Origin of the sequence: Jeotgalibaca ciconiae, assembly GCF_003955755.1 — a bacterium.
In the GTDB taxonomy this organism is placed as follows: Bacteria; Bacillota; Bacilli; order Lactobacillales; family Aerococcaceae; genus Jeotgalibaca; species Jeotgalibaca ciconiae.
Genome location: NZ_CP034465.1, coordinates 1,940,068 through 1,961,005, shown reverse-complemented (window position 1 = coordinate 1,961,005; position 20,938 = coordinate 1,940,068). Strand labels below are relative to the sequence as shown.

At 38.1% G+C, this 20,938-nt stretch carries 10 protein-coding genes; 3 read left to right on the top strand and 7 right to left on the bottom strand.

Features of this window, described 5'->3' with window-relative positions; all coding sequences use genetic code 11:
- Positions 1-181: 181 nt before the first annotated feature.
- Positions 182-9,286 carry a Cna B-type domain-containing protein gene (locus tag EJN90_RS09185; RefSeq protein ID WP_126110545.1) on the bottom strand — a complete coding sequence of 3,035 codons (9,105 nt, stop codon included), beginning with the start codon at positions 9,284-9,286 and terminating at the stop codon, positions 182-184.
- 469 nt (positions 9,287-9,755) lie between these two features.
- Here EJN90_RS09185 and EJN90_RS09180 point away from each other — a divergent pair, with 469 nt between their 5' ends.
- Positions 9,756-11,315 carry a M protein trans-acting positive regulator PRD domain-containing protein gene (locus EJN90_RS09180; protein WP_164544050.1) on the top strand — a complete coding sequence of 520 codons (1,560 nt, stop codon included), beginning with the start codon at positions 9,756-9,758 and terminating at the stop codon, positions 11,313-11,315.
- A gap of 89 nt (positions 11,316-11,404) precedes the next feature.
- On the opposite strand, the gene EJN90_RS09175 is transcribed toward EJN90_RS09180, so the two are convergent.
- From EJN90_RS09175 to EJN90_RS09155, 5 genes are all read right to left on the bottom strand, one after another.
- On the bottom strand, positions 11,405-12,592 hold the full coding sequence (locus EJN90_RS09175) for a MalY/PatB family protein (RefSeq protein WP_126110541.1): 1,188 nt from the start codon (positions 12,590-12,592) through the stop codon (positions 11,405-11,407).
- Positions 12,593-12,605: 13 nt separating this feature from the next.
- Positions 12,606-14,162: a maltose/glucose-specific PTS transporter subunit IIBC gene (malX, locus tag EJN90_RS09170; RefSeq protein WP_126110539.1), complete on the bottom strand. Its 1,557-nt coding sequence runs from the start codon at positions 14,160-14,162 to the stop codon at positions 12,606-12,608.
- Positions 14,163-14,253: 91 nt separating this feature from the next.
- Positions 14,254-15,030 (bottom strand): MurR/RpiR family transcriptional regulator, encoded by a 777-nt coding sequence (locus EJN90_RS09165; RefSeq protein WP_126110537.1) that lies wholly within the window; start codon positions 15,028-15,030, stop codon positions 14,254-14,256.
- A 369-nt stretch (positions 15,031-15,399) separates the two neighbouring features.
- The gene (locus EJN90_RS09160; protein ID WP_126110535.1) at positions 15,400-16,146 is read right to left on the bottom strand and encodes a DUF6904 family protein; all 747 of its coding nucleotides are present in this window, start codon (positions 16,144-16,146) and stop codon (positions 15,400-15,402) included.
- A gap of 66 nt (positions 16,147-16,212) precedes the next feature.
- A complete protein-coding gene (locus EJN90_RS09155) occupies positions 16,213-17,136 on the bottom strand; it encodes a LysR family transcriptional regulator (RefSeq protein WP_126110533.1) in 924 nt (307 codons plus the stop codon).
- Between the two features lie 141 nt (positions 17,137-17,277).
- On the opposite strand from EJN90_RS09155, the gene metE reads away from it, so the two are divergent.
- Both metE and metF read left to right on the top strand, forming a co-directional pair.
- On the top strand, positions 17,278-19,530 hold the full coding sequence (metE, locus tag EJN90_RS09150) for a 5-methyltetrahydropteroyltriglutamate--homocysteine S-methyltransferase (protein WP_126110531.1): 2,253 nt from the start codon (positions 17,278-17,280) through the stop codon (positions 19,528-19,530).
- Positions 19,531-19,533: 3 nt separating this feature from the next.
- Positions 19,534-20,415 carry a methylenetetrahydrofolate reductase [NAD(P)H] gene (gene metF, locus EJN90_RS09145; protein ID WP_126110529.1) on the top strand — a complete coding sequence of 294 codons (882 nt, stop codon included), beginning with the start codon at positions 19,534-19,536 and terminating at the stop codon, positions 20,413-20,415.
- A gap of 84 nt (positions 20,416-20,499) precedes the next feature.
- Here the strand turns inward: metF and EJN90_RS09140 are convergent, their stop codons facing one another.
- On the bottom strand, positions 20,500-20,922 hold the full coding sequence (locus EJN90_RS09140) for a NusG domain II-containing protein (RefSeq protein ID WP_126110527.1): 423 nt from the start codon (positions 20,920-20,922) through the stop codon (positions 20,500-20,502).
- Positions 20,923-20,938: the final 16 nt, after the last annotated feature.

Sequence of the window (20,938 nt, the reverse complement as noted above, 5' to 3'; positions counted from 1 at the left end):
TTTTCATCAATTTTATTCTATCGTTCGAGTCTCAATAAAACAACAACTCATTGCATGTTCAGTTCTCCATAAACTGCACCATTAAGTGCAAGAAAAGCGACAAAAAATCCCTTCTTTGACTCAGTTACTAAAACCAAATCAAAAGAAGGGATTTTTTATTTTCGACTAGTCTCTCTGTTAATTAGTCTTCTTGTTTTTTTCTACTTTTAACAAATAGTGTTCCTAGACCGCTTAATACCAGGATTGAACCTATGATGTAAGATATCATGGATGCTTCTCTACCTGCATATGGTAGTTCTTTATCTTTTGATTCTTCCTTATCAGGTTTTTCCTCAGCTTCTTTTTCAGGAGCTTTTGGTTCTTCTGGTTTTGCAGAGTCAGTCGGTTCTTCCGGGTCAACCGGAACAGTTGGTTCTGAAGGTTCTTCTGGTTCAGCAGGCTCTCCTGGCTCTTCAGGATCGACTGGGTCAACCGGAGCTACAACAAATCCGAAGTCGAGGGTTGGATCATGCTCGCCATTTTTTGTTAAATGACGTGATGTCGCTTCCCATGTTGAAGAGTCAATGGAGATATCCAAGCCTACTTCTTGCAAGGTCGGTACATAGCCTTCCAATACTTTCGCAGATGCCTCACGATCAATTCTCACTGTATAACTGTGGTCAATCGGTAGATTTTCAAAGATATAGAATCCGTTCTCGTCTGTTGTGGTTGGTCCAACAGGATTACTATATACATCCGTTACTGGGTTTCCTTCTTCGTCTTCAATCGTTAGCACGATTCCTTCAAGTGGAATATCTGTTTCATCTTGTAAGCCATCTTTGTTTACATCAATCCATACATAGTCACCGACACTTACTTTGGCAGGTGTATAGGTATTTGTAAGAATAATGTTCCCTTTGTCACTGTCGTTGATAGTTGCTGTATAACTGTCCACTACAGTAACTTCTGAAACTGTATAAACAATGTCTTCGCCATTTGCTTTAGCAGCTAGTTCTGTCCAAATGTGTGTCCACTCATTCGCTTCAGATAATACAACTGGTTCCTCTATTGCTTCACCATCTGCATGTAATTGAACTTTGATACTCTTTGGACGGAATCCAGCTTTGTCATTGTTATCATCCCATGCTTTTGTGACTGTGACACTTGTTTCACCTGGCGTATAGCTGTTTGTAATGTTGTGTCCATTAATTTCTGAGGTATAGTTTTCTACTGAGTTCTCCGTAATAGTATAGAGAATTACTTCACCATTTTCGAATTTAGGCAGATTTGCAAAGCTATAGGCCCATTCTTCTTCAGCAGTCACTGTAACTGAATCGACTGGTAAACCATTCGCTAACAAGTTCACTGTAATCGATTCTGGACGGATACCATCTTGGTTATTCGCATCATCCCAAGTTTTATTTCCTGAAACCGTAATAACTTCTGGAACATGTGTATTTATAATATTCATTCCATCATACTCCACGGTATATCCAGTAACTTCATCTTCAGAAATAGTGTAGACAACTTTTTCACCATTCGCATATACTGGCAAGTCCTCAAATATGTATGACCAATCATCACTATCATCTGCGGTCACTTCAACCGAACGGAACAATTCTCCATCTTTCAATAGATTAACCATAATGGATTCTGGACGAATACCATCTTGGTTGTTTGCATCGTTCCAAACTTTTGTAACTGGAATACTAGTCATTTCTGGTTCGTGAGTGTTTGTAACTGTTATTGTTCCATCTACAATCTCACTAACTGTTGCTTCATATCCTTCTGGAACGTTCGTTTCAATAACCGAGTACTCAATCGCTTCTCCAGAAGCATTCACTGGTAAAGCTGTCCAAGTATGTGTCCATTCATTTTCAGCTTTTAATGTTATTGGCTCGCCAATTTTTTCATTATCTGCTATCAGTTGAACTGTAACATCCTTCGAACGAATACCGTCTTGGTTATTTGCATCATCCCATGCTTTGTTGACCGTCAAGTCGGTCACTGCTGGAGTGTAAGTATTGGTTACGATAATATTTCCATGATTTTCATCATTAATTGCTACTTCATAAGCTGTTGGAACATTTGATTCAACTACTGAATAGTTAATTGAAATGCCTGCTTCATTGAGTGCCAACTCAGACCATGTATGGGTCCAATTGTTTTCAGCATTCAATTCAATAGATTTTCCTACTGCTTCGCCATTTGCTGTAAGTTGAACTTCAATGCTTTCTGGTCTGTTACCGTCTTGGTTATTGCTGTCTTGCCAATTTTTTGTTACCGTTACGGATGTTTCTTCCGGCGTGTAACTATTTGTAATGACAAATCCTTCTGCAACAGTTCCTTCAATCATCGTAGAATAACCTTCCACTGTATCTTCAGTTACTGTGTAATTAATTATTGAGCCATCGTTATAGACTGGCAAGTTTTCAAATGTATGTGTCCACTCATTATCCGCAGATAATTCAATGTTGCCAATTGGATCTCCATCAGCTAATAAGTTAGCTGTAATCGTTTCTGGACGTACGCCATCCTGATTATCAGCATCCTCCCATACTTTTGAAACTGGGATATTTACAACTGCTGGTGTATGAGTATTGGTAATCGTTACGACACCGTCAACAATCTCACTCGTTGTTGCTTCGTATCCAGCTGGAATCTTCGATTCAACGACTGAATATTCAATTGGCTCACCTGTTTCATTCATTGGCAAGTTTGACCACGTATTTGTCCATTCGTTTGAATCATCTAGTTTGATTGTTTTACCAACAGTCTCTCCATCTGCCATCAATTGAACTTCAACTGATTCCGGACGCAGACCATCTTGATTGTTTGCATCATCCCATACTTTGTTCACCGTTACTTCTGTTACAACTGGTGTATAAGTGTTAGTAATGACAATATCTTTTGGATTTTCACTGTTGATATTGACTTCGTATCCTTCAGGAACATCTGACTCAATAATTTCATACTCTATTGCTTCGCCTGCTGCATTAACTGCCAAGTCAGTCCATGTGTGTGTCCAACTATTATCTTCATTCAATTCAACTGGTTCGGCAACAACATCTCCATCTGCTTTTAATTCTACAGTAATGTTTTCCGGACGAATACCATCTTGATTATCTGCATCGTCCCATACTTTAGAAACTTTTATGCTTGTTACTTCTGGTTCATGAACGTTTGTAACGGTAATTGTTCCATCTACAATTTCACTAGCTATAGACGTATAACCTTCAGGAACATTCACTTCAACGAGGCTATATTCAATCGCTTCGCCTGCTGCATTAACTGCTAAATCAGTCCATGTGTAAGACCAATTATTTTCAGCGTTTAATGTAACTGGATCGCCATATTCTTGATTACCAGCTATCAATTGAACCTCAACTGATTCAGAACGGATACCATCTTGATTATCTGCATCATCCCAGACCTTATTGACTGTCAATTCTGTAACAGCTGGTTCATAAGTATTCGTTAGGATGATATTTCCATGGTCTGCAGCATCTACAACTACTTCATAACCATCTACCTCTGTTATTTCTTCCACTGAATAGTCAATAGCCGTTCCCTTTGAATTTAATGCTAAACCTGTCCATGTGGCAGTCCAGTTATTCTCTTCATTCAATACCGCTGTATGGTCTGTAGCTACTCCATCAGCTGTTAATTGAACTTCAATACTTTCTGGTCTGTTACCGTCTTGGTTATTGCCGTCTTGCCAGTTTTTTGTTACCGTTACGGATGTTTCTTCTGGCGTGTAACTATTTGTAATGACAAATCCTTCTACAACGGTTCCTGTAATAGTTGGTGAATAGTTTTCAACTTTATTTTCAGTCACGGTGTAAACAATTTCTTTACCCTCATTATAAACCGGTAGATTTTCAAATGTGTGTGCCCACTCATTATCCGTAGATAGTTCAATGTTGCCAACTGAATTTCCATTGGCTAATAAGTTAGCTATAATCGTTTCTGGGCGTATGCCGTCTTGATTGTTCGCATCGCTCCATACTTTTGAAACTGGAATATTTACAACTGCTGGTGTATGAGTATTGGTAATCGTCACGACACCATCAACAATCTCACTCGTTGTTGCTTCGTATCCATTTGGAACAGTCGATTCAACGACTGAATATTCAATTGGCTCACCTGCTTTATTCACTGGTAAGTCTAACCACGTATGTGTCCATCCAGTTTCTGCAGTAAGTTCTACCGGTTCTCCAATTGATTCTTTGCCTGCCATCAGTTGAACTTCAATTGATTCTGGGCGCAGACCATCTTGATCATCACCATCATCCCATGCTTTGTTGATCGTCAAGCCAGTCACTGCTGGAGTATAAGTATTAGTCACGATTAAGTTCCCATTATCGTCACGATCTACAGTTGATACATATTCTTCTGGGACATTCAACTCAACTACAGAATAATCAATGAGAGTACCGTTACGATAAGCCGGTAAGTTTTCAAATGTATCCGACCAATTGTTATCTTTACTCAAAACTACCGTATTTCCAGTAGGAGAACCATTCTCTATCAGTTCTACTTCAACACTCGTTTTACGAAGACCATCTTGATCATTTCCATCGTCCCATACTTTGGTTACACTGACTTCGATTGGAGTTGCCGTATTTGTTACAGTTAATCCATCCTCAACTTTCGTATAGCCAGTTGGTGTAAATTCATTCCCTTCAGCATCAACTTCTTGCACGGAATAAGTGTAATCGATACCTTCCGGATTTTTTGCATCTACACCGTCCCATACTACTTGAGCAGTACCTGGAGCCAACTCTTTAAGTTCTGCTCCTTGAACTTCTTCAGCAGCATTATCCCCTGCTTGACGGAATAACTTAAACCAGATCGTAGGATGAGGATTTTCTCCTGCCCATATTTTATTCGCTGTTACACTGGTCTTTTGACGCTTATTTTCAACTGATAACACATCGTTGTCAATACGTATTGGATTTTGGAAGTTGCTGTCTGTGATATCCAGCACTGTAGCCCCATCTTCTGCATATCCGAGAATAAAATAGACCGGATCTCCTAAAATATAGTTTGGCAATGTCGTTTTTTCAGTTAAGATATAACGTCCAGATCTTTGTTTCGCTAATTCATAGTAACCATCTGTTAGTGTTTCAAAACTATCTACCAATGTTTGTGTATTATTAGGACCGGCTACCTTGTGCAACTCGAATGTAACGCCATTCAATGATGTACCGTTATCCGCATCTACTTTACTGAATTTCAGAGTTAAGGTGCGGCTTGATCCTCCACCACCAAAGTACCATTTTTCTGAATAAGTACTTTCTGAAACAGTTTCTTCTATGACTTTAAAGTCATGGCCTAAAACTTGAATTCTGTTACTTACCCATCTTGTTCCAATAATATCTTCTCGTAAGGAAGTATTGTACTTGAGTTTATAAGTGTAGTGGATGCCATTTTCAATTTCATTAGGTGTTACTTTGGTTGGCCCGTTAAAGGTGATTGTAAATGCTGGTTTTCCGTCTATCTCAGTTTCTGCGTAGGTGTAGCCATTTTCTGGAACCAATACATCTACCCCATTAATGACAGCATAAACTTCTAGAGCGACCACATATTCTAAATGTTCATCCAGAATATCACGAATCGTTCCATTTTTAATTGGTAACTTATTCGCATTCACGATTGCTTCCCATTTAATTAAATCATCTTCAGGATCTTGTTTTCCCGTTTTTGATGGGTTTTGTTGTTTATGTTCACTAAAGTAACGAGCAGAACTTGAAGCTGAAACTTTCTCTTCATTACTTCCACCTACTCCACCCTTGAAGTTAATTAAATCAACAGTATTGTGGTATCTTGACGGGTCGTTCACGTCATTTGACTGGAAATTGTAAATTACTGTTTCATACGTTAAGCTATGTTCTGCAGCCCCGTTTGGTAATTTCACAGTAAATGTATAATTATTTTCTTCTGGCGTCCCGGTCCATGTAGGCGTTATTGGTTCGCCATTTAATTTCATTGATCCTTCAACATAACGTTGGTCACTTTGAATAGTATCTTCAAAGACCGCATTTATTAAATGAACATAATTCGGTCCATCTGTATTTCCTGTGATTTCCCATGAAATAACAGCTGGCGTTATCTTGCCTTCTTCATCAATGGATACGCCTGTAACTCCTGTTGAAGCTTTTTGAACATTTAACATTGGTTTTGGAATTGTTTTAGAGCCTTCTTCGGTTCCACCTAAGAATTTAATTGTATACTCATTTTTAGCATCTTCCTGGTCTTCAACTGCATTATAGGAAGTACTGTAAGTCAATGAATATTCTACTGGTTCAGTTTGTTTTTCAAATTTTACAACAAACTGACCTTCTGTATAGCTAATCGTATAATCTGTACCTTCAACCAGATGAGTATCGTTATCTATATCTGTGATGACAATTGGATTAACAATTTTACCAGGAGAATAGGTATCCGTTAAAACTAAATTTTGGATAATACGTTTATTCGTATTAAAGCGAATATCCCACTCATTCTTCTTAAGTGTTACTCCGTCTTCTTCGTAGGCAACGGTGGATCCATTTTTGTATGAACCAGGTGTGTTTTTGCCCATATCCACATTTGCTTTGTCTTTTTCTTTGTGTCCTTGCCATTCTAGTTGAACAGTGTTTGTAGAACTGACATCATTTCCAGCTGGTATAGTTGTGTGGTATTCTACAACATATACTTGTGGTAAGGAGTTGTTAATGAACTGAACCTCAAAACCATCAGCTGTACGAGTGAAATGATAATCTATTCCTTCTACTAGCGTAGTATTAGCCGTTGTAATTTTAAAGGGACCTGCCACAATTTCTAATTCAGTTGGCTCAAATGTATCTACCAATTTTGGTGTTTCTAATACAAGTTTATTCGTATTAAATTCAATCTTCCAAGAAATTTCTTGGCGATTTACTCCATTGTCGTCTTTACCGACAACATAATTACCAGTCTTGTTAATCCCCGCAACAGGATGACCAACTTCCACTTCTGGTCCTATACCATTCCCATCCCAATCCCAATCGACTGTGTTGGAAGCATTCTCTTGTTTCAATCCTTCAGCTGTATAGTTGGTGCGATAAGTCAGTGTATAGACTTCTTTTTCTGAAGAACCTTCTAGTTTAAATGTAAATCCTTCTGTAGAAGGCGTCACATAATAATCCTTCCCTTGCGTTAAGGTGGCACCACCAGAATGCGTTAATACAAAAGAATCTTGAACTAATTCTAAGTGTTTATCGTTGAATGTATCGGTAAATTCAAACCCATCAAACACGACTTTGTTGGTATTAAATTGTACTGTCCATTCAATATAGGGAACACCGTCTTCACCATACTGAACTTTTCCTGATTTATTTCCGCCAGGTCTTGTGTCAACTTCTACTATATCTTCTCCAGGAGGTGTATTTGGATTGTTATCATCAATCGTATTTTTAACTTCTCCCACATAATTACCCGGAACGTCAGAAGCAAAGCGAATCACATAGGATTTTCCATTTGAGTTTGGAATATTGATAACCGTGGTGCCGTCTACAGTATCACTTGTAAACTCTTCTATGTTATTCCAACCAGTCGGATTACCATTACCATCAACACCCACTTCGAAAACCTCTACCGTAGAAAGATCCACAGTCCCTGTGTCAATTATATCTGTTAATGTTACTTCGCCTAAACTATGTGAAGCAAAATTATAACGAACTTCCCAATTGATTCTTGTCCTATCATTAGAGTTCACTGCCCCTGATTTAACAATTGGATCAAAATCATTCCCCCACTCTAAATCAATTGAATGGTCAAGTTCTGTTTCATTCCCATCTAAGATAATACGAGCCGTATTATTAATCGTCGTATTACTTTCAACAGTTTCATAATCAATATTCGTTCTATAGCGTATTTCATAAGTATCTTCAATACTACCAAATCCAATAGTGAAACTTGATGCATCAGACGACGAGGTATATTCTGAAGGATCTATTAAAACTGGTTCTCCAGTTACTTCTCCTGTTAAGTAGTTTCTCGGAATACGATAAATTTCAATACTGTCTTCAGCTAAAGTATGTCCTGTACTTAATGTGTCGACCACACTTGTATTTTCATATGACTTAAGGTTGTCATTAAAACGAATGGTCCATTCTGCATATTCAGGTCTGAAGTTTGTTTCTTCATTTTCTGCATTAAACGTATTTCCTGTCTTAACGTCCGCACCTTCCACACCATCTCGCGAACCTACTAACACAGCATGAAATTCTTCTCCATCAACATAAGGCACTTTCACTTCTACCTCACGCTTTTCTTCAAAAATTTCGACATCAATATTCGCTTGTAAATCTAAATGCATAAGTCGGTCATCGATATTCCAATCATCTGTAAATGTAAAAAGAATACGTCCATCAGCTGTCACTTCATAGTTTACTAACGGTCCATTAGTTGGTTGGACACTTCCAGTTCGAGCTGGTACATTCACAACATCAGGTAAACTGATTTCAAAGGTATCTCCTTCGTGAATATCCATATCATGAGGGAATTCAAAATCATAACCGAGATTCATATATTCTATCGTTGTTGGATCTATTTCGACCGTCTCGCCATTACCAACAGAAATTGGTCCTTCAGGGCCGATTAATTCAAATTTAAAGCCGCTAATAAAACTACCTTCTAATTCTGTCAATGGGGCAATATCAAAGAATTCAGCAACTTCTTCAACTTCTTCCGCTTGTTCTTCTTCAATTACCTGATCATCTTCATTTGTTTCTTCTCCATCATTTTCCTGCGCAGGGTCTTCGTCATCCGATTCACCAGAAGCTTCTTCAGAAGAGTCTTCCGCTTCTGTCCCTTCAGCTGCCGCAGTTTCTCCGGCTACTTGTGTTTCGGGAACAGGGGCTTCATATCTTCCAGTAATTCGTAGTGTATTTTTCGCTTGTGGTTGACTTTCAATCGCTTCGTTAAACTGAACAGATAACTTACCTCCAGTAGTTACTTGATAAGTTCCCACCGTAGTGTCCTCTTCTCCAATTAAATTACCCGCTTGTTCTTCGTAGGTAACCGTCTCATTCAATTGGATTTCTTCGGTAGTTTCTGAAGTGATTTCTTTTCCTTCTGCAGACCAATCCACAGTTGCGACAACGGGTCCGGTATAAGTATCAAAATCAACCGGTTGCTCATGTTCATCTAGATAGTTGATTTCAGAAAAAATACTTTCATCGTTGTTAATTGAAACTGCACTAACAACTGCTCCAAACGTATTTAAAAACGTTTGACCAAGTAACATAATAATTGCTATTAAACTAACTCGACGTCTCATTATTTTACTCCTCTCCTTTTTGACCTTTCATTTACACCATCATTCTCCAATAACACTCCTTAGCTCGTAATACCTCCTTTGGTTTTTCCAAACTTTATCCTTAAGCAATGGGTATGCTTTGTTGGCATATAAAAATCCATTTTATGCACAAAGCCCACCATCTTTTATTTGAACTTAAGTTCATGTTATCATTCGAATTCGAAAAGTTCAGCAATTCTTTGATATATAGGAGACTCAGATTTTGCCCTTATCTATGCAAATTCTGAATTTTGAATACGAACATTGCTCTTCCCAATCATTTAAACTTTTGTTTTAGGCGTTAAAAGGATAAACCGTTCGTGTAGTTAAAGGGGTTTCTCAAATTTAGCTATCTAAGAGGAAAAAAATGAATGAGTATATTTCTGTTTCCTATAATAAAATTCAGATACATAACAGAGTGGGTTTTCTTAGCTTTGAGGAGGAGATTTTTTTGAGGGAAATTCTTTCAAAACAACAATTGCGTCACTTAATGCTAATTGAGACACTATATTATATGGATGACTGGGTAAAGTTGAGCGAGTTGTCTCGAAAGCTTCATTGCTCCGACCGAATTTTAAAAGATGATATCGCGTTTTTTCGCGACAAACATACTTCCTTTAACATCGAAACTTCCAGTTATGGAATACGAATTGCCTTTCATGAGAATGTCAGTATCGATTTGATTCATCAGAATCTATTAAAAGAGATGGTTGAGTTTAAAATTCTAGAATACATTTTCTTTCATGAAAACCAAACAATTGACTCTATATCTAATATTTTTTTTGTTAGTAAATCTACTCTTTATCGTATGATTAAACGAATCAATCGATCACTGAAAAAACATTATCATATTGAGTTGGAATCGGGACCTCTTTGTATTGCAGGAGCCGAACGGGATATTCGTTATTTTTATTCCCAATACTTTACTGAGTGCTACGCTAACTTTGAATGGCCATTTGAAACGATCGATGAACCATCGTTTGTGGAATTTTTGTTGGCTTTTACGAAAATCTTACAGATACCAATGGACTATGGCACACTCTGCCATATAAAAATCGTAACAGCAGTTAATTTTATCAGACTGACGAATCATCATTGGGTGTCCAATCGTCAATCGAATAATCTGAATATTTTAAAATTTCTTTCTAAATCTTCAGACTTTAAAAAAATTGCTGTTAATTTTAAAGAACTTTATGGCTTTGATCTAGATTTGCCAGTACTTGAGCAATTATTTGTAGCTTTTGTACAAAAAGATTTCCACTTTGACTATTCTTCCTTAATTAATCAATCTAAGCTGGATGAACACACAAAAAAATCGACTAATTTTTTAGACTGCTTTTTAGATCAACTTGCCAGCTCTTATGGAATTACGTTAACAAATAAAGAATCGCTTATTCTTGATCTGCACAATACTTCTCACTTAGAAAAACAAACAATACAGTCAAATTACATTCTCTTTGATAAAAAGAAACATTTTGTTCAACAGCTACAAAATGAGTATCCTGAATTTTTCAAAAATGTTTATAACGGCATTAAAATGTATCGGAAACATATCAATCAGGAATCGAACGAAATTGTTTTAAATCATTTAGTTTATACCCTTTTTACTCATTGGGAACGGTTATTCTTTGAACTGGAAAAAAGGCAACAGCCCATATATATACTCGTTATTAGCGATTATGATCGACATCATGCAGAGATGATTGTAGAAATGATTGATCTTTACACTTCCAATCAAGTTATCGTAGAACGACACACCGATCTACACCTATCCTGCGACTCCTTGGCTCATTCAAAATATAACATCATCGTTTCGAGTTCATATATTGGGAAGATAGAAAATAAACATATTATTTATATAGAGAGTCTCATGACTACGAAAGTAATCTCAGAAATACAAAGAGTAGTAAAGTTATTGAAAGAGAAAAATTTGCAGGTAAGGAATACTCGCATTGGTTCCCTTGAAAACAAGAGACAGATCACTGAAACTCCCGCAGCCTCGCCTTTTTAACAGATGGGCTGAGAAAAGTTCGTTTTGAAAGAGAAATATACAGAAAAAGGACCTAACACACTATTCGATTAGTGAGTCAGGTCCTGTTTTTATTTTTTCAGAGATTCTACTGCTTTTTTAAATCGTTCTAATCCTGCTTTTAATTTTTCTCTTGAACAGCCTGCATTTAAGCGGAGGAATTGTTTGCCGTTTCCGCCATAAATCTCGCCGTTCATAATAGCCACTCGTCCTACTTTCACAAGTGCTTCTTGCAAATCTTCCATAGAATACGGCAATCCACTGATATCAATCCAAGCTAGATAGGTCGATTCAGGAACCGTAAATTGAACCTCCGGATACTCTTTTTGGAAAAACTCTTTTATATGGTAGAAATTTTCGTCAATATAGAGATTCAATTGCTTGAGCCATTCGCTACCTTCCTCATATGCAGCCATAAGAGAGACAATTCCAAAGATACTCGCTGAGGATAAGCCATCTCGATTTTTCAATAACACCGTAAAGTCATCACGAATATTTTCGTTTGGCAACAATAAGTAAGAACCACCCAAGCCAGGAGTATTGAAGGTTTTGCTGGCGGAAGAACAGAGTGCTATACGGTCGTAGTCTTGTTCAAAAAGAAGTACTGGATAGTGCTGTTTTCCTGGTCGGCGCACATCCATATGAATTTCATCGGAAATCAAGAATACATCATGTTGTTTGCATAATTGGACGATTTTTTCGATTTCCTCATAAGTCCACACTCTCCCTGTTGGATTATGCGGACTGCACAATAGGAAAACACGCGTTTCTGGCAGTGCTATTTTTTCCTCTAAATCTTCAAAGTCTAATTCATACCCTCCATCCTGGTAGCGCAAAGGATTTTCAATTAAAGACCGCCCCGAAGCAGAGATTGTTTTGAAAAAGGCATCATAAGCTGGTGTTTGAATTAACACTCCATCTCCTTCTTCAGAATGCAATTCAATCAATCGAGCTACGCTGTAAATAACGCTGGGACTATATAAAATCCAATCTACCTTTAGCTCTACTTGAAAATGGCGGTGGTACCAATTTTGAATGGCTGCTTTGTAATCCGTATGATTCCATCTTGTATATCCAAATACCTGGTGTTCCATTCTTTTTTGTAAAGCTTTCGTTACTTCTTCTGGAACTTCAAAATCAGTGTCGGATATGCTGAATGGAAGAAGTTCTTTATCCCCAAAGCGATCTTCGATAAAATCCCATTGCGTACAATACGTTCCTCTTCTATCAATTTTTTTGTCGAAATCATACGTTCTCATTTTTTCACTCCTACTAAACCATGTCTTCAAGTTGATTTTTCAAACTTGCTACTTTCGTTCCGATAATAACCTGCACATTTTCATCATCTAGCTTAACGACTCCAAGTGCTCCATTCTTTTTCAGGATTGTTTCATCAACTTGATCCACATCTTTTACCACCATCCGCAAACGGGTCACACAATTATCAAGTGATACAATATTTTCTTTTCCACCAAGCGCAGATAAGATCACTTCTGTATTAAAGCCGCCTTTTTTGGTATAGCTCACTTCTTCTTTTGTATATTCTGTATCCGCAATCTCTCTGCCGGGCGTTTTCAAGTTAAACTTTTCAATCGCAAAGCGGAAAACAGAGTAGTAAATCGCAAACCAAATCAGCCCGACAATCACGACTAGATACCATCTTGTCTCCGTTCCCTGCATCAAACCGAAGATAATAAAGTCTAAAATCCCTCCGTCTGTATTTCCGATTGTCACACCTAGTAAAGCCATTACCATGAAACCTAATCCTGTCATCACAACATGGAATAGATAAAGTAGTGGTGAAACAAACAAGAATAGGAATTCAATCGGCTCCGTAATCCCAGTTACAAAGGTCGCGATGACTCCCGAAATTAAAAGACCTTTTACCGCTGCACGATTTTCAGGTCGCGCTGTGTGATAGATTGCCAAAGCAACTGCTGGAAGTCCAAACATGAAAGTTGGCATTTTTCCTTGTGAAAGGAAAGCAGTTGCCTGTCCGCTGATTTCTGCTCCGCTTTGAAGTTGAGCATAGAAAATATTTAACGCACCTGATACGGTTTCATTTCCAACTAAAGCTGTTCCTCCTGCTTCAGTAAAACGAATCATCGAAACAAGAATATGATGTAAGCCTGTTGGCAGCAGTAGTCGCTCGCCTGCACCAAACAAGAATGGTCCAAAGAATCCTGCATTTTGTATCAGGCTTCCAATTCCATTAATCACCGTACTAAATAACGGCCATATAACAGGGATAATCAGACCAACCACACTCAATACAACAGATGTAACAATGGGTACAAAACGCGCACCACTAAAGAATGCAAAAGCATCACTCAATTGAACAGCGTAGAAACGCTTGTGAAGATCATACACTACAATTCCGGCAATAATCCCTCCAAGCACACCCATCTCGATGGTTTGGATCCCCATTACCATTCCTTGGCCTGCTTCACGAAGATTATCCGCATCCGCTAATGAATTTGTTTCGGTCAAATAAAAATTAATAGACAAGTTCATGATGACATAACCGACAAAACCAGAGAATGCAGCTACTCCTTTTTCACTTCGTGCAAGTCCTAATGGAATTGCCATTGCAAATAACACAGGTAAATAGGTAAATGCAAAACCGCCAATTGTTGACATGAATCGGAAAATGATTTGTAAAATCTCATTTCCTAAAAATGGAAATGCATCAATGGTTGCTGAACTGGTAAAGGAACTCCCTAATCCTAAAAACAGTCCCATGAATGCTAATAGCGCCACTGGCAGCATAAATGTTTTTCCTAAGCCTTGAAGAAATTCCATTGAAAATTTCTTTCTTTTTTTCTCCATCTTTTTTTGCCTCTCCTTCTTTTATAATTACCTTTAGATTACGAGAAGAATCAGCTCTTTACAACCGTTTACATAACGAATGTATTTTCTTTCATTTTTTGTATTCCCTTTCATTGAGGTAATCTAGAATTAATAAATCCAGAAGTAAGTTAAATGGAAAACGAGATGACATATCAATATCGTTTACATAGTAAGAATCTAGTGACGTGCGAATCGTAATCGTTGCTAATTCTTCCAGATGGCTGCTTTCCGTACCAACCATTGCAAGAATCGGAACTTGGTTATTGTATAGAATATTTGCATACTCAAGAACGTGCAAAGTCTCTCCACTTAGGGAAATGATTACGGCTAAGTCATCGGGCTTCAAAGTTTCTGCAACCACACGAAGTTCATCCCAATCAATTCTGGATGTGGCTAGCCGTCCTGCAAATGTGAATTTTCTAGCCGCCTCTTGCGCGATTGGCAGCGAGCTCCCTACGCCAAAAAACTCTAAATGTCTACTTGATTTTATTAACTTCGTGATTTTTTTCAGCGGAATATTTCGTAAGTAATTCAGATTATTCTCCATCTCCAGCTCAAAGCGCTTAATATGCTCATCTGCTGTCTGATTTTCCGTAATGGGCGATGCAACCGGCTTTTTCTTTTGGTAGTCATTCAGTGCGAATTTAAAATCTTGGAATCCAGAATAGCCCAGTTTTTTGAATGTACGGCTGATTGTGGCAGTTGAAACGAACATATCTTTCGACAGCTCTTCCAAGGTATGCGTTTCAACTTTTTCCGGCTGCTTCATGAAATAATCGAGCACCTGCTGCTCTAAATCGCTTAATGTGTTTCTTTGGTTTACGAGTCTTTTGAAAAAAATATCCATATTCTAGCTGTCACTCCTTTGGCTCCATCTCTTGCTTTAACTATACCTTATAGGAAGACTTCTGTGCAAAATGTGTTTGGATTTGGTTGGGATTGGGGAGCTTGTCGTCTAGTTGGGATGCAAATAGAGCTTCACTAGAGGGAATCGTACGAAATAGAAGAATCCGAGAGACTTATCAGGGAAAACAGGGATTTTAACTGCAGGCTTTCCTTGATATCGATCACTTATCAGGGAAAGGTAGCATTTAAAATCGAGCCTTTCCTTGATAAACTACTTTTATCAAGGAAAGACCGCCTATTAATGGATTCTTTTACCTGATAAAATCTATAATCATCCCAAAAGAAAAGCGAAAATGTATGGATTTCTTGTTCACCATTCCATATCTTCTGGATATTCCAATTTTAAACGAATCTCGTCGACTGAACAATTATATTTCTTGGCTGACTCTCTAATTTCGCTTGCGAGTTGCTGGTATTCATCGCTTTGCTCGGCTATTCGCTTTGCATAGACGGAGATATTTTTTAATCTTTTCTCTGCGTCCATATCGCTAAATTTTATATTTAGCAAGTCGATATATTGGGTGAAATAGTGAACGCCGCTCATACTTCTGCGATTCATTGTATTTATCAAGCGGGTGAAAGTGTGCTCCGTTACGGTCTCTTGGATACAGTCCGCTATAGCTGCTTGAAACTCGCGTATCTGTATATAAGTCCGGTCCCAAATTAGTTTGGGATTTGTGAGTAAATTATACATACTTTGATTCTTTGTAATTTTTTTAGCGTAGTGCAGGGAAAAATCATTGAGCGCCCATAAGACGAATAGCATTTCTGGCCATAAGACATAAATTTTTAAATAGATATTTTTATCAGAGGCGATAAAGCCTTGATATTTCTTTATCTCGTCAGTAAGGCCATTCTCAACGAATTGGTATTCCCTGTTTCCCATTAAGGCATGGCGGATATCATAACAAATTCCCAACACACGAATCCTGGCCGAAGAGAAATATTCCTCGTCCTCGACCATCATATGCAGAGCCTCGTATAAATATTCAAAGTCTTTTTGGTCGCCACAAAGAATGACTCCTAAATTATTTGGTGTATTTTCTGCAAACAGCATGGTTTTTCTCCTTTGTATTCTTTTTATTATCACTTTATCTAAACAACAAATCCTGCAAGGGTATGTCTACTCCACAATCTCAAATCCAAACCCTTCAATATGCTGCTTAAGAATTTCTAGGTATTCTTTTGCCAGAGGACTCAGTTCTAGCTTGTGGTGCTTCAGCCAGCCCAGCGTCATGGTGTCTTCTACTTTTAAAGGAATCGCTACTATTTTATCATCGTTCAATTCACTACTGATAATTCCCGAGCTGATTGTGTAGCCGTTGAGTCCTACCATCAAATTAAAAATAGTTGCGCGATCACTTACTTTAATATTCTTTTTTCGGTCTAATGTACTGAGGATTTCTTCTGAAAAGTAAAAAGAGTTCCGCTCGCCCTGTTCATAGGAAAGATAGGGATATTCTTCCAAATCTTCCAGCGTCACATATTTCTTCCCGATTAAAGGATTGTGAGCTCCTACAAAAACATGCGGTTGAGCAACAAATAATGGCGTAAATACTAAATCATTTTCTTTAAATAATTTCTCCAGAACCTGCTTGTTAAAGTTATTCAAGTATAAAACACCTAGTTCGCTTTTAAAAGCAGTTAAGTCTTCCAAAATATTCTGCGTTTCTGTTTCCCGCAAAGTAAATTGATATTCCTCCGTATTTACTCCGCGAATCAGTTCCACAAAAGCATGCACCACAAAGGCATAATGTTGAGCTGAAATCGACAAAGCTTGTTTTCTAGGGCTTTGTTTTTGATATCGCTCTTCTAATAAATGGACATTGTCGAGAATTTGGCGGGCATAAATCATGAACTCTCTTCCATCGTCGGTCAAAGAAACCCCTAGTTTACTGCGAACTAGAATTTGAATACCAATTTCTTTTTCCAGTTCTTTGAGGGCATTGGATAAGCTTGGCTGTGTCAAATAAAGATTTTTTGCTGCTTCATTTATCGAGCCTGTTTTGACAATGGCTTCCAAATACTCCAATTGTTCAATCCGCATGTGACTCCTCCTCTTATTGTATTTACCATTTATCTTACCCTATGTTATAGTCTTTAGCTATCACGAACGATTGTTTATCTCAGTTATCCAAGTCATTTTGAACGTGCTATCTTATTTGATAACAACAAAGGAGGATTCACTATGACTCAAACATCCATTATTGGTTTCCCCAGGTTGGGCGAAAACCGTGAATTAAAATTTGCGACGGAGAAGTATTTCCGAAACGAAATCAATGAAGAAGAATTATTCCGCATTGGAAAAGAGATCCGGCGCAAGCATTTTACACTAGTAAAAAAAGCAGGAATTGATTCTATTCCAAGTAATGATTTTTCCTTTTACGATCAGACCTTGGATGCTGCTTTTCTATTCAATATTCTTCCAAAAGAAGTCGAAAAAAGTGACTTATCTTCCCTAGATAAGTATTTTGCTTTAGCACGTGGTTACCAAGGAGAAAAAGGCGATATTAAAGCTCTCCCGATGAAAAAATGGTTCAATACGAATTATCATTATCTCGTACCAAAATTTGAAAAAGACACCTCTATTCAAATTAGTACGAGCAAAATTTTTGATGAGTTCTTAGAAGCCAAGGATTTGGGAATTGATAGCCGCCCTGTTTTAGTTGGGCCTTTTACTTTGCTTCAACTAAGCGAGTTTGAAGATGGCTTAGCTGCTCGTGACTTTGTCGCTGACTTGGTGAAAGGATACCAAGAAGTGTTTCACAAATTGAATGAAATCGGTGCAGAATGGATTCAATTAGATGAACCTGCTTTGGTAAAAGATGTTGATGAAGCGGAAAAGAAATTATTTGTAGATCTTTATGATTCCTTGCTTGCAGATAAAGCTGGCTTGAAAATCCTCATTCAAACTTACTTTGGTGATGTACGTGACGTGTATCAAGAATTGACTACCTTAGCAGTAGAAGGAATCGGCTTGGACTTTGTGGAAGGTACTAAAAATATCGAGTTGGTTCAAACTGCCTTTCCAGAAGACAAAGTTCTGTATGCAGGAGTCGTTAACGGAAAAAACATTTGGCGAAATGACTATTCGAAAAGCTTGGCCCTATTAGAGAGTTTGGGGCTGGAAAATTATGTCCTGTCTACTTCCTGCTCCTTGCTCCACGTACCATTCACAGTAGAAAAGGAAAGTTTTCCTGAAAAAATCAAGCGGCATTTCTCTTTTGCTAAAGAAAAGTTACAGGAGCTCGTTGAATTAAAAGAAATTCTTGATGGAGAAAGCAGTGCTGCTCTGGCTGAAAATAAAGACTTGTTTGCATCAGAAAGAATTGCGGTAAATACTGCTCTAGGGGAAAAAATCAATCAATTGTCCGAAGATGCCTTTACAAGAAAACCTGATTTTTCAAAAAGAGAGGCTTTGCAAAAGGACATTTTTAATTTGCCGTTACTGCCGACTACAACGATTGGTTCTTTCCCACAAACGAAAGATGTCAAAAAGACGCGTGCTCTTTTCAAACGAAAAGAAATCAGTCAAGATTCCTATAAAGAATTTATCGCAAACCGAACGAATGATTGGTTAGCTTGGCAGGAAGAAATTGGGTTAGATGTTTTGGTTCACGGTGAATTTGAGCGAAACGACATGGTCGAATATTTCGGACAAAACTTGGAAGGTTATCTATTTAGTAAAAATGGCTGGGTACAATCTTACGGCACTCGTGGTGTGAAACCGCCTATCATATGGGGAGATGTTTCAAGAGCGGCACCGATTACGGTGGAATGGTCTGCTTATGCGCAGTCACAAACAGATAAAATCGTAAAAGGAATGTTAACAGGTCCGGTGACCATTTTAAATTGGTCATTCCCTCGAGAGGATCTTTCATTGCGTGAATCTACTTTACAAATTGCTCTGGCGATTCAGGAAGAAGTATTGGACTTAGAAGCAAACGGCATTCGCGTGATTCAGATCGATGAAGCTGCTTTGAGGGAAAAGTTGCCATTAAGAAGAAGTGATTGGAATTCAGAATATTTGGATTGGGCAATCCCTGCCTTTCGATTGGTTCACAGCAAAGTGAAACCCCAAACGCAAATCCACACCCATATGTGCTATAGCGAGTTTACCGATATTATCCCTGCGATTGAGAATATGGATGCGGATGTCATTTCCTTTGAAGCGTCTCGTTCTAATTTGGAAATTTTGGATGAATTACAAAAACAAAACTTTAAAATTCAAGTTGGCCCCGGTGTTTATGATATCCACTCACCACGAATTCCTTCAGTGGAAGAAATTACCGAAACCATTCGAGCAATTTTAGCAAAGGTTCCAAAAGAGAAAGTTTGGATTAATCCGGATTGTGGTTTGAAGACTCGTGGGGAACGTGAAACAAAAGCGAGCCTGGAAAACATGACGCAAGCAGTGAAGGCGATTCGAAAGGAGCTGTAGGCAATGACCGATTCTCAAAGAGGAGGTGGCACTTCCCTATCTTTTGAAGTTTTTCCAGCGAATACCCAAGTTGGTACAAAAAAATTGATTCAGACCTTGAATGAACTACAGGATTTACAGCCGCATTTTATTAGCGTAACTTGCAGTAATAACAAAGCTAATATTGAAGAAACAACCGTCAAAATTGCTGATTATGTAACAAACACATTGAGAATTCCTACCATTGCACACTTACCGGCAGCTTATTTATCCAAGCAACAAGTATCTACCATCCTTGGACAGCTTGAAAAACTAGGAATCCGGCATGTGTTAGCTCTTAGAGGCGATATTGTTGAAGGAATTCCACCTAAAAGAGATTTTTCTTATGCGAGTGATTTGGTTACTTTTATTCAGGAACAAGCACCCTACTTTGACATTTCAGGTGCTTGCTACCCTGAAATTCATCCAGATTCAGACAACCGGATTTCTGATATCAAGCATCTGAGGAAAAAAGTAGAAGCTGGCTGCAGTCAGTTGATTACACAGCTTTTCTTTGATAATGAACAATTTTATCAGTTCAAGGAAGGATGCTCACTGGCAGAGATTGATGCCCCCATTTTGGCTGGAATCATGCCGATTATAAATCGTAAACAGGCTTTACGTCTAATTAAAGTCAGCTCTTCTCAACTACCGAAGAAATTTTTAGCTATTTTAGAAAAATATGAACACAATCCTGTTGCATTGCGTGATGCGGGACTTGCCTACGCCATTGATCAGATTGTCGACTTAGTCACACAAGGCGTGGCTGGCATTCATTTATATACCATGAATCAATCCGATACCGCTCGGCAAATTCATCAAGCAACAAAATCATTGTTTCAAACTACGGAACGCTTAGGCGTATAAAGAGCAAATTATATAAAGCAACAGCCTCCAGCATGATTTGCTAGAAGGCTGTTGCTTTAATTAGGATTTTTTATATACGATAAGTTATTGGGCAATTACATCAATATCCGAAACAGCAGGCTGCTCCGAAACAATTTTAATCAATAATCGATGAGGGATATTGATACTGGTTTCTCCAGGTTCTTGAATCCAACTCATTTTTACCGCTACTTGCTCTGGACTGTTGTCTTCTTTGTTACGTATTCTTTCCTTATCAATCTCGACAATGTTATATTGGCCGGGAGAAGGATAGTAAGTAATCAACTTGTGTTCTTCATTTCCCGTTAGTAAAAATCGGTCGACTTCCTCTCCATCAATTGAGATGACCGCATACACCTCATCTCCCTCTTGATACGGATTCATCACCATAAAAATGATTGAAGGAAGAAATGAGCCAACTATTAATGCCAACACTATTATTAGATCAAACGGACGTAGCATTTTAATATATTTTTTTACAATTTTCATTTTTCTACTCTTTTCC

Coding starts and splice junctions, on each gene's coding strand:
- EJN90_RS09165 (WP_126110537.1), bottom strand. CDS start 15,030: ATGGATATTTTTTTCAAAAGACTCGTAAACCAAAGAAACACATTAAGC.
- EJN90_RS09140 (WP_126110527.1), bottom strand. CDS start 20,922: ATGAAAATTGTAAAAAAATATATTAAAATGCTACGTCCGTTTGATCTA.
- EJN90_RS09185 (WP_126110545.1), bottom strand. CDS start 9,286: ATGAGACGTCGAGTTAGTTTAATAGCAATTATTATGTTACTTGGTCAA.
- metE (WP_126110531.1), top strand. CDS start 17,278: ATGACTCAAACATCCATTATTGGTTTCCCCAGGTTGGGCGAAAACCGT.
- malX (WP_126110539.1), bottom strand. CDS start 14,162: ATGGAGAAAAAAAGAAAGAAATTTTCAATGGAATTTCTTCAAGGCTTA.
- EJN90_RS09160 (WP_126110535.1), bottom strand. CDS start 16,146: ATGCTGTTTGCAGAAAATACACCAAATAATTTAGGAGTCATTCTTTGT.
- EJN90_RS09175 (WP_126110541.1), bottom strand. CDS start 12,592: ATGAGAACGTATGATTTCGACAAAAAAATTGATAGAAGAGGAACGTAT.
- metF (WP_126110529.1), top strand. CDS start 19,534: ATGACCGATTCTCAAAGAGGAGGTGGCACTTCCCTATCTTTTGAAGTT.
- EJN90_RS09155 (WP_126110533.1), bottom strand. CDS start 17,136: ATGCGGATTGAACAATTGGAGTATTTGGAAGCCATTGTCAAAACAGGC.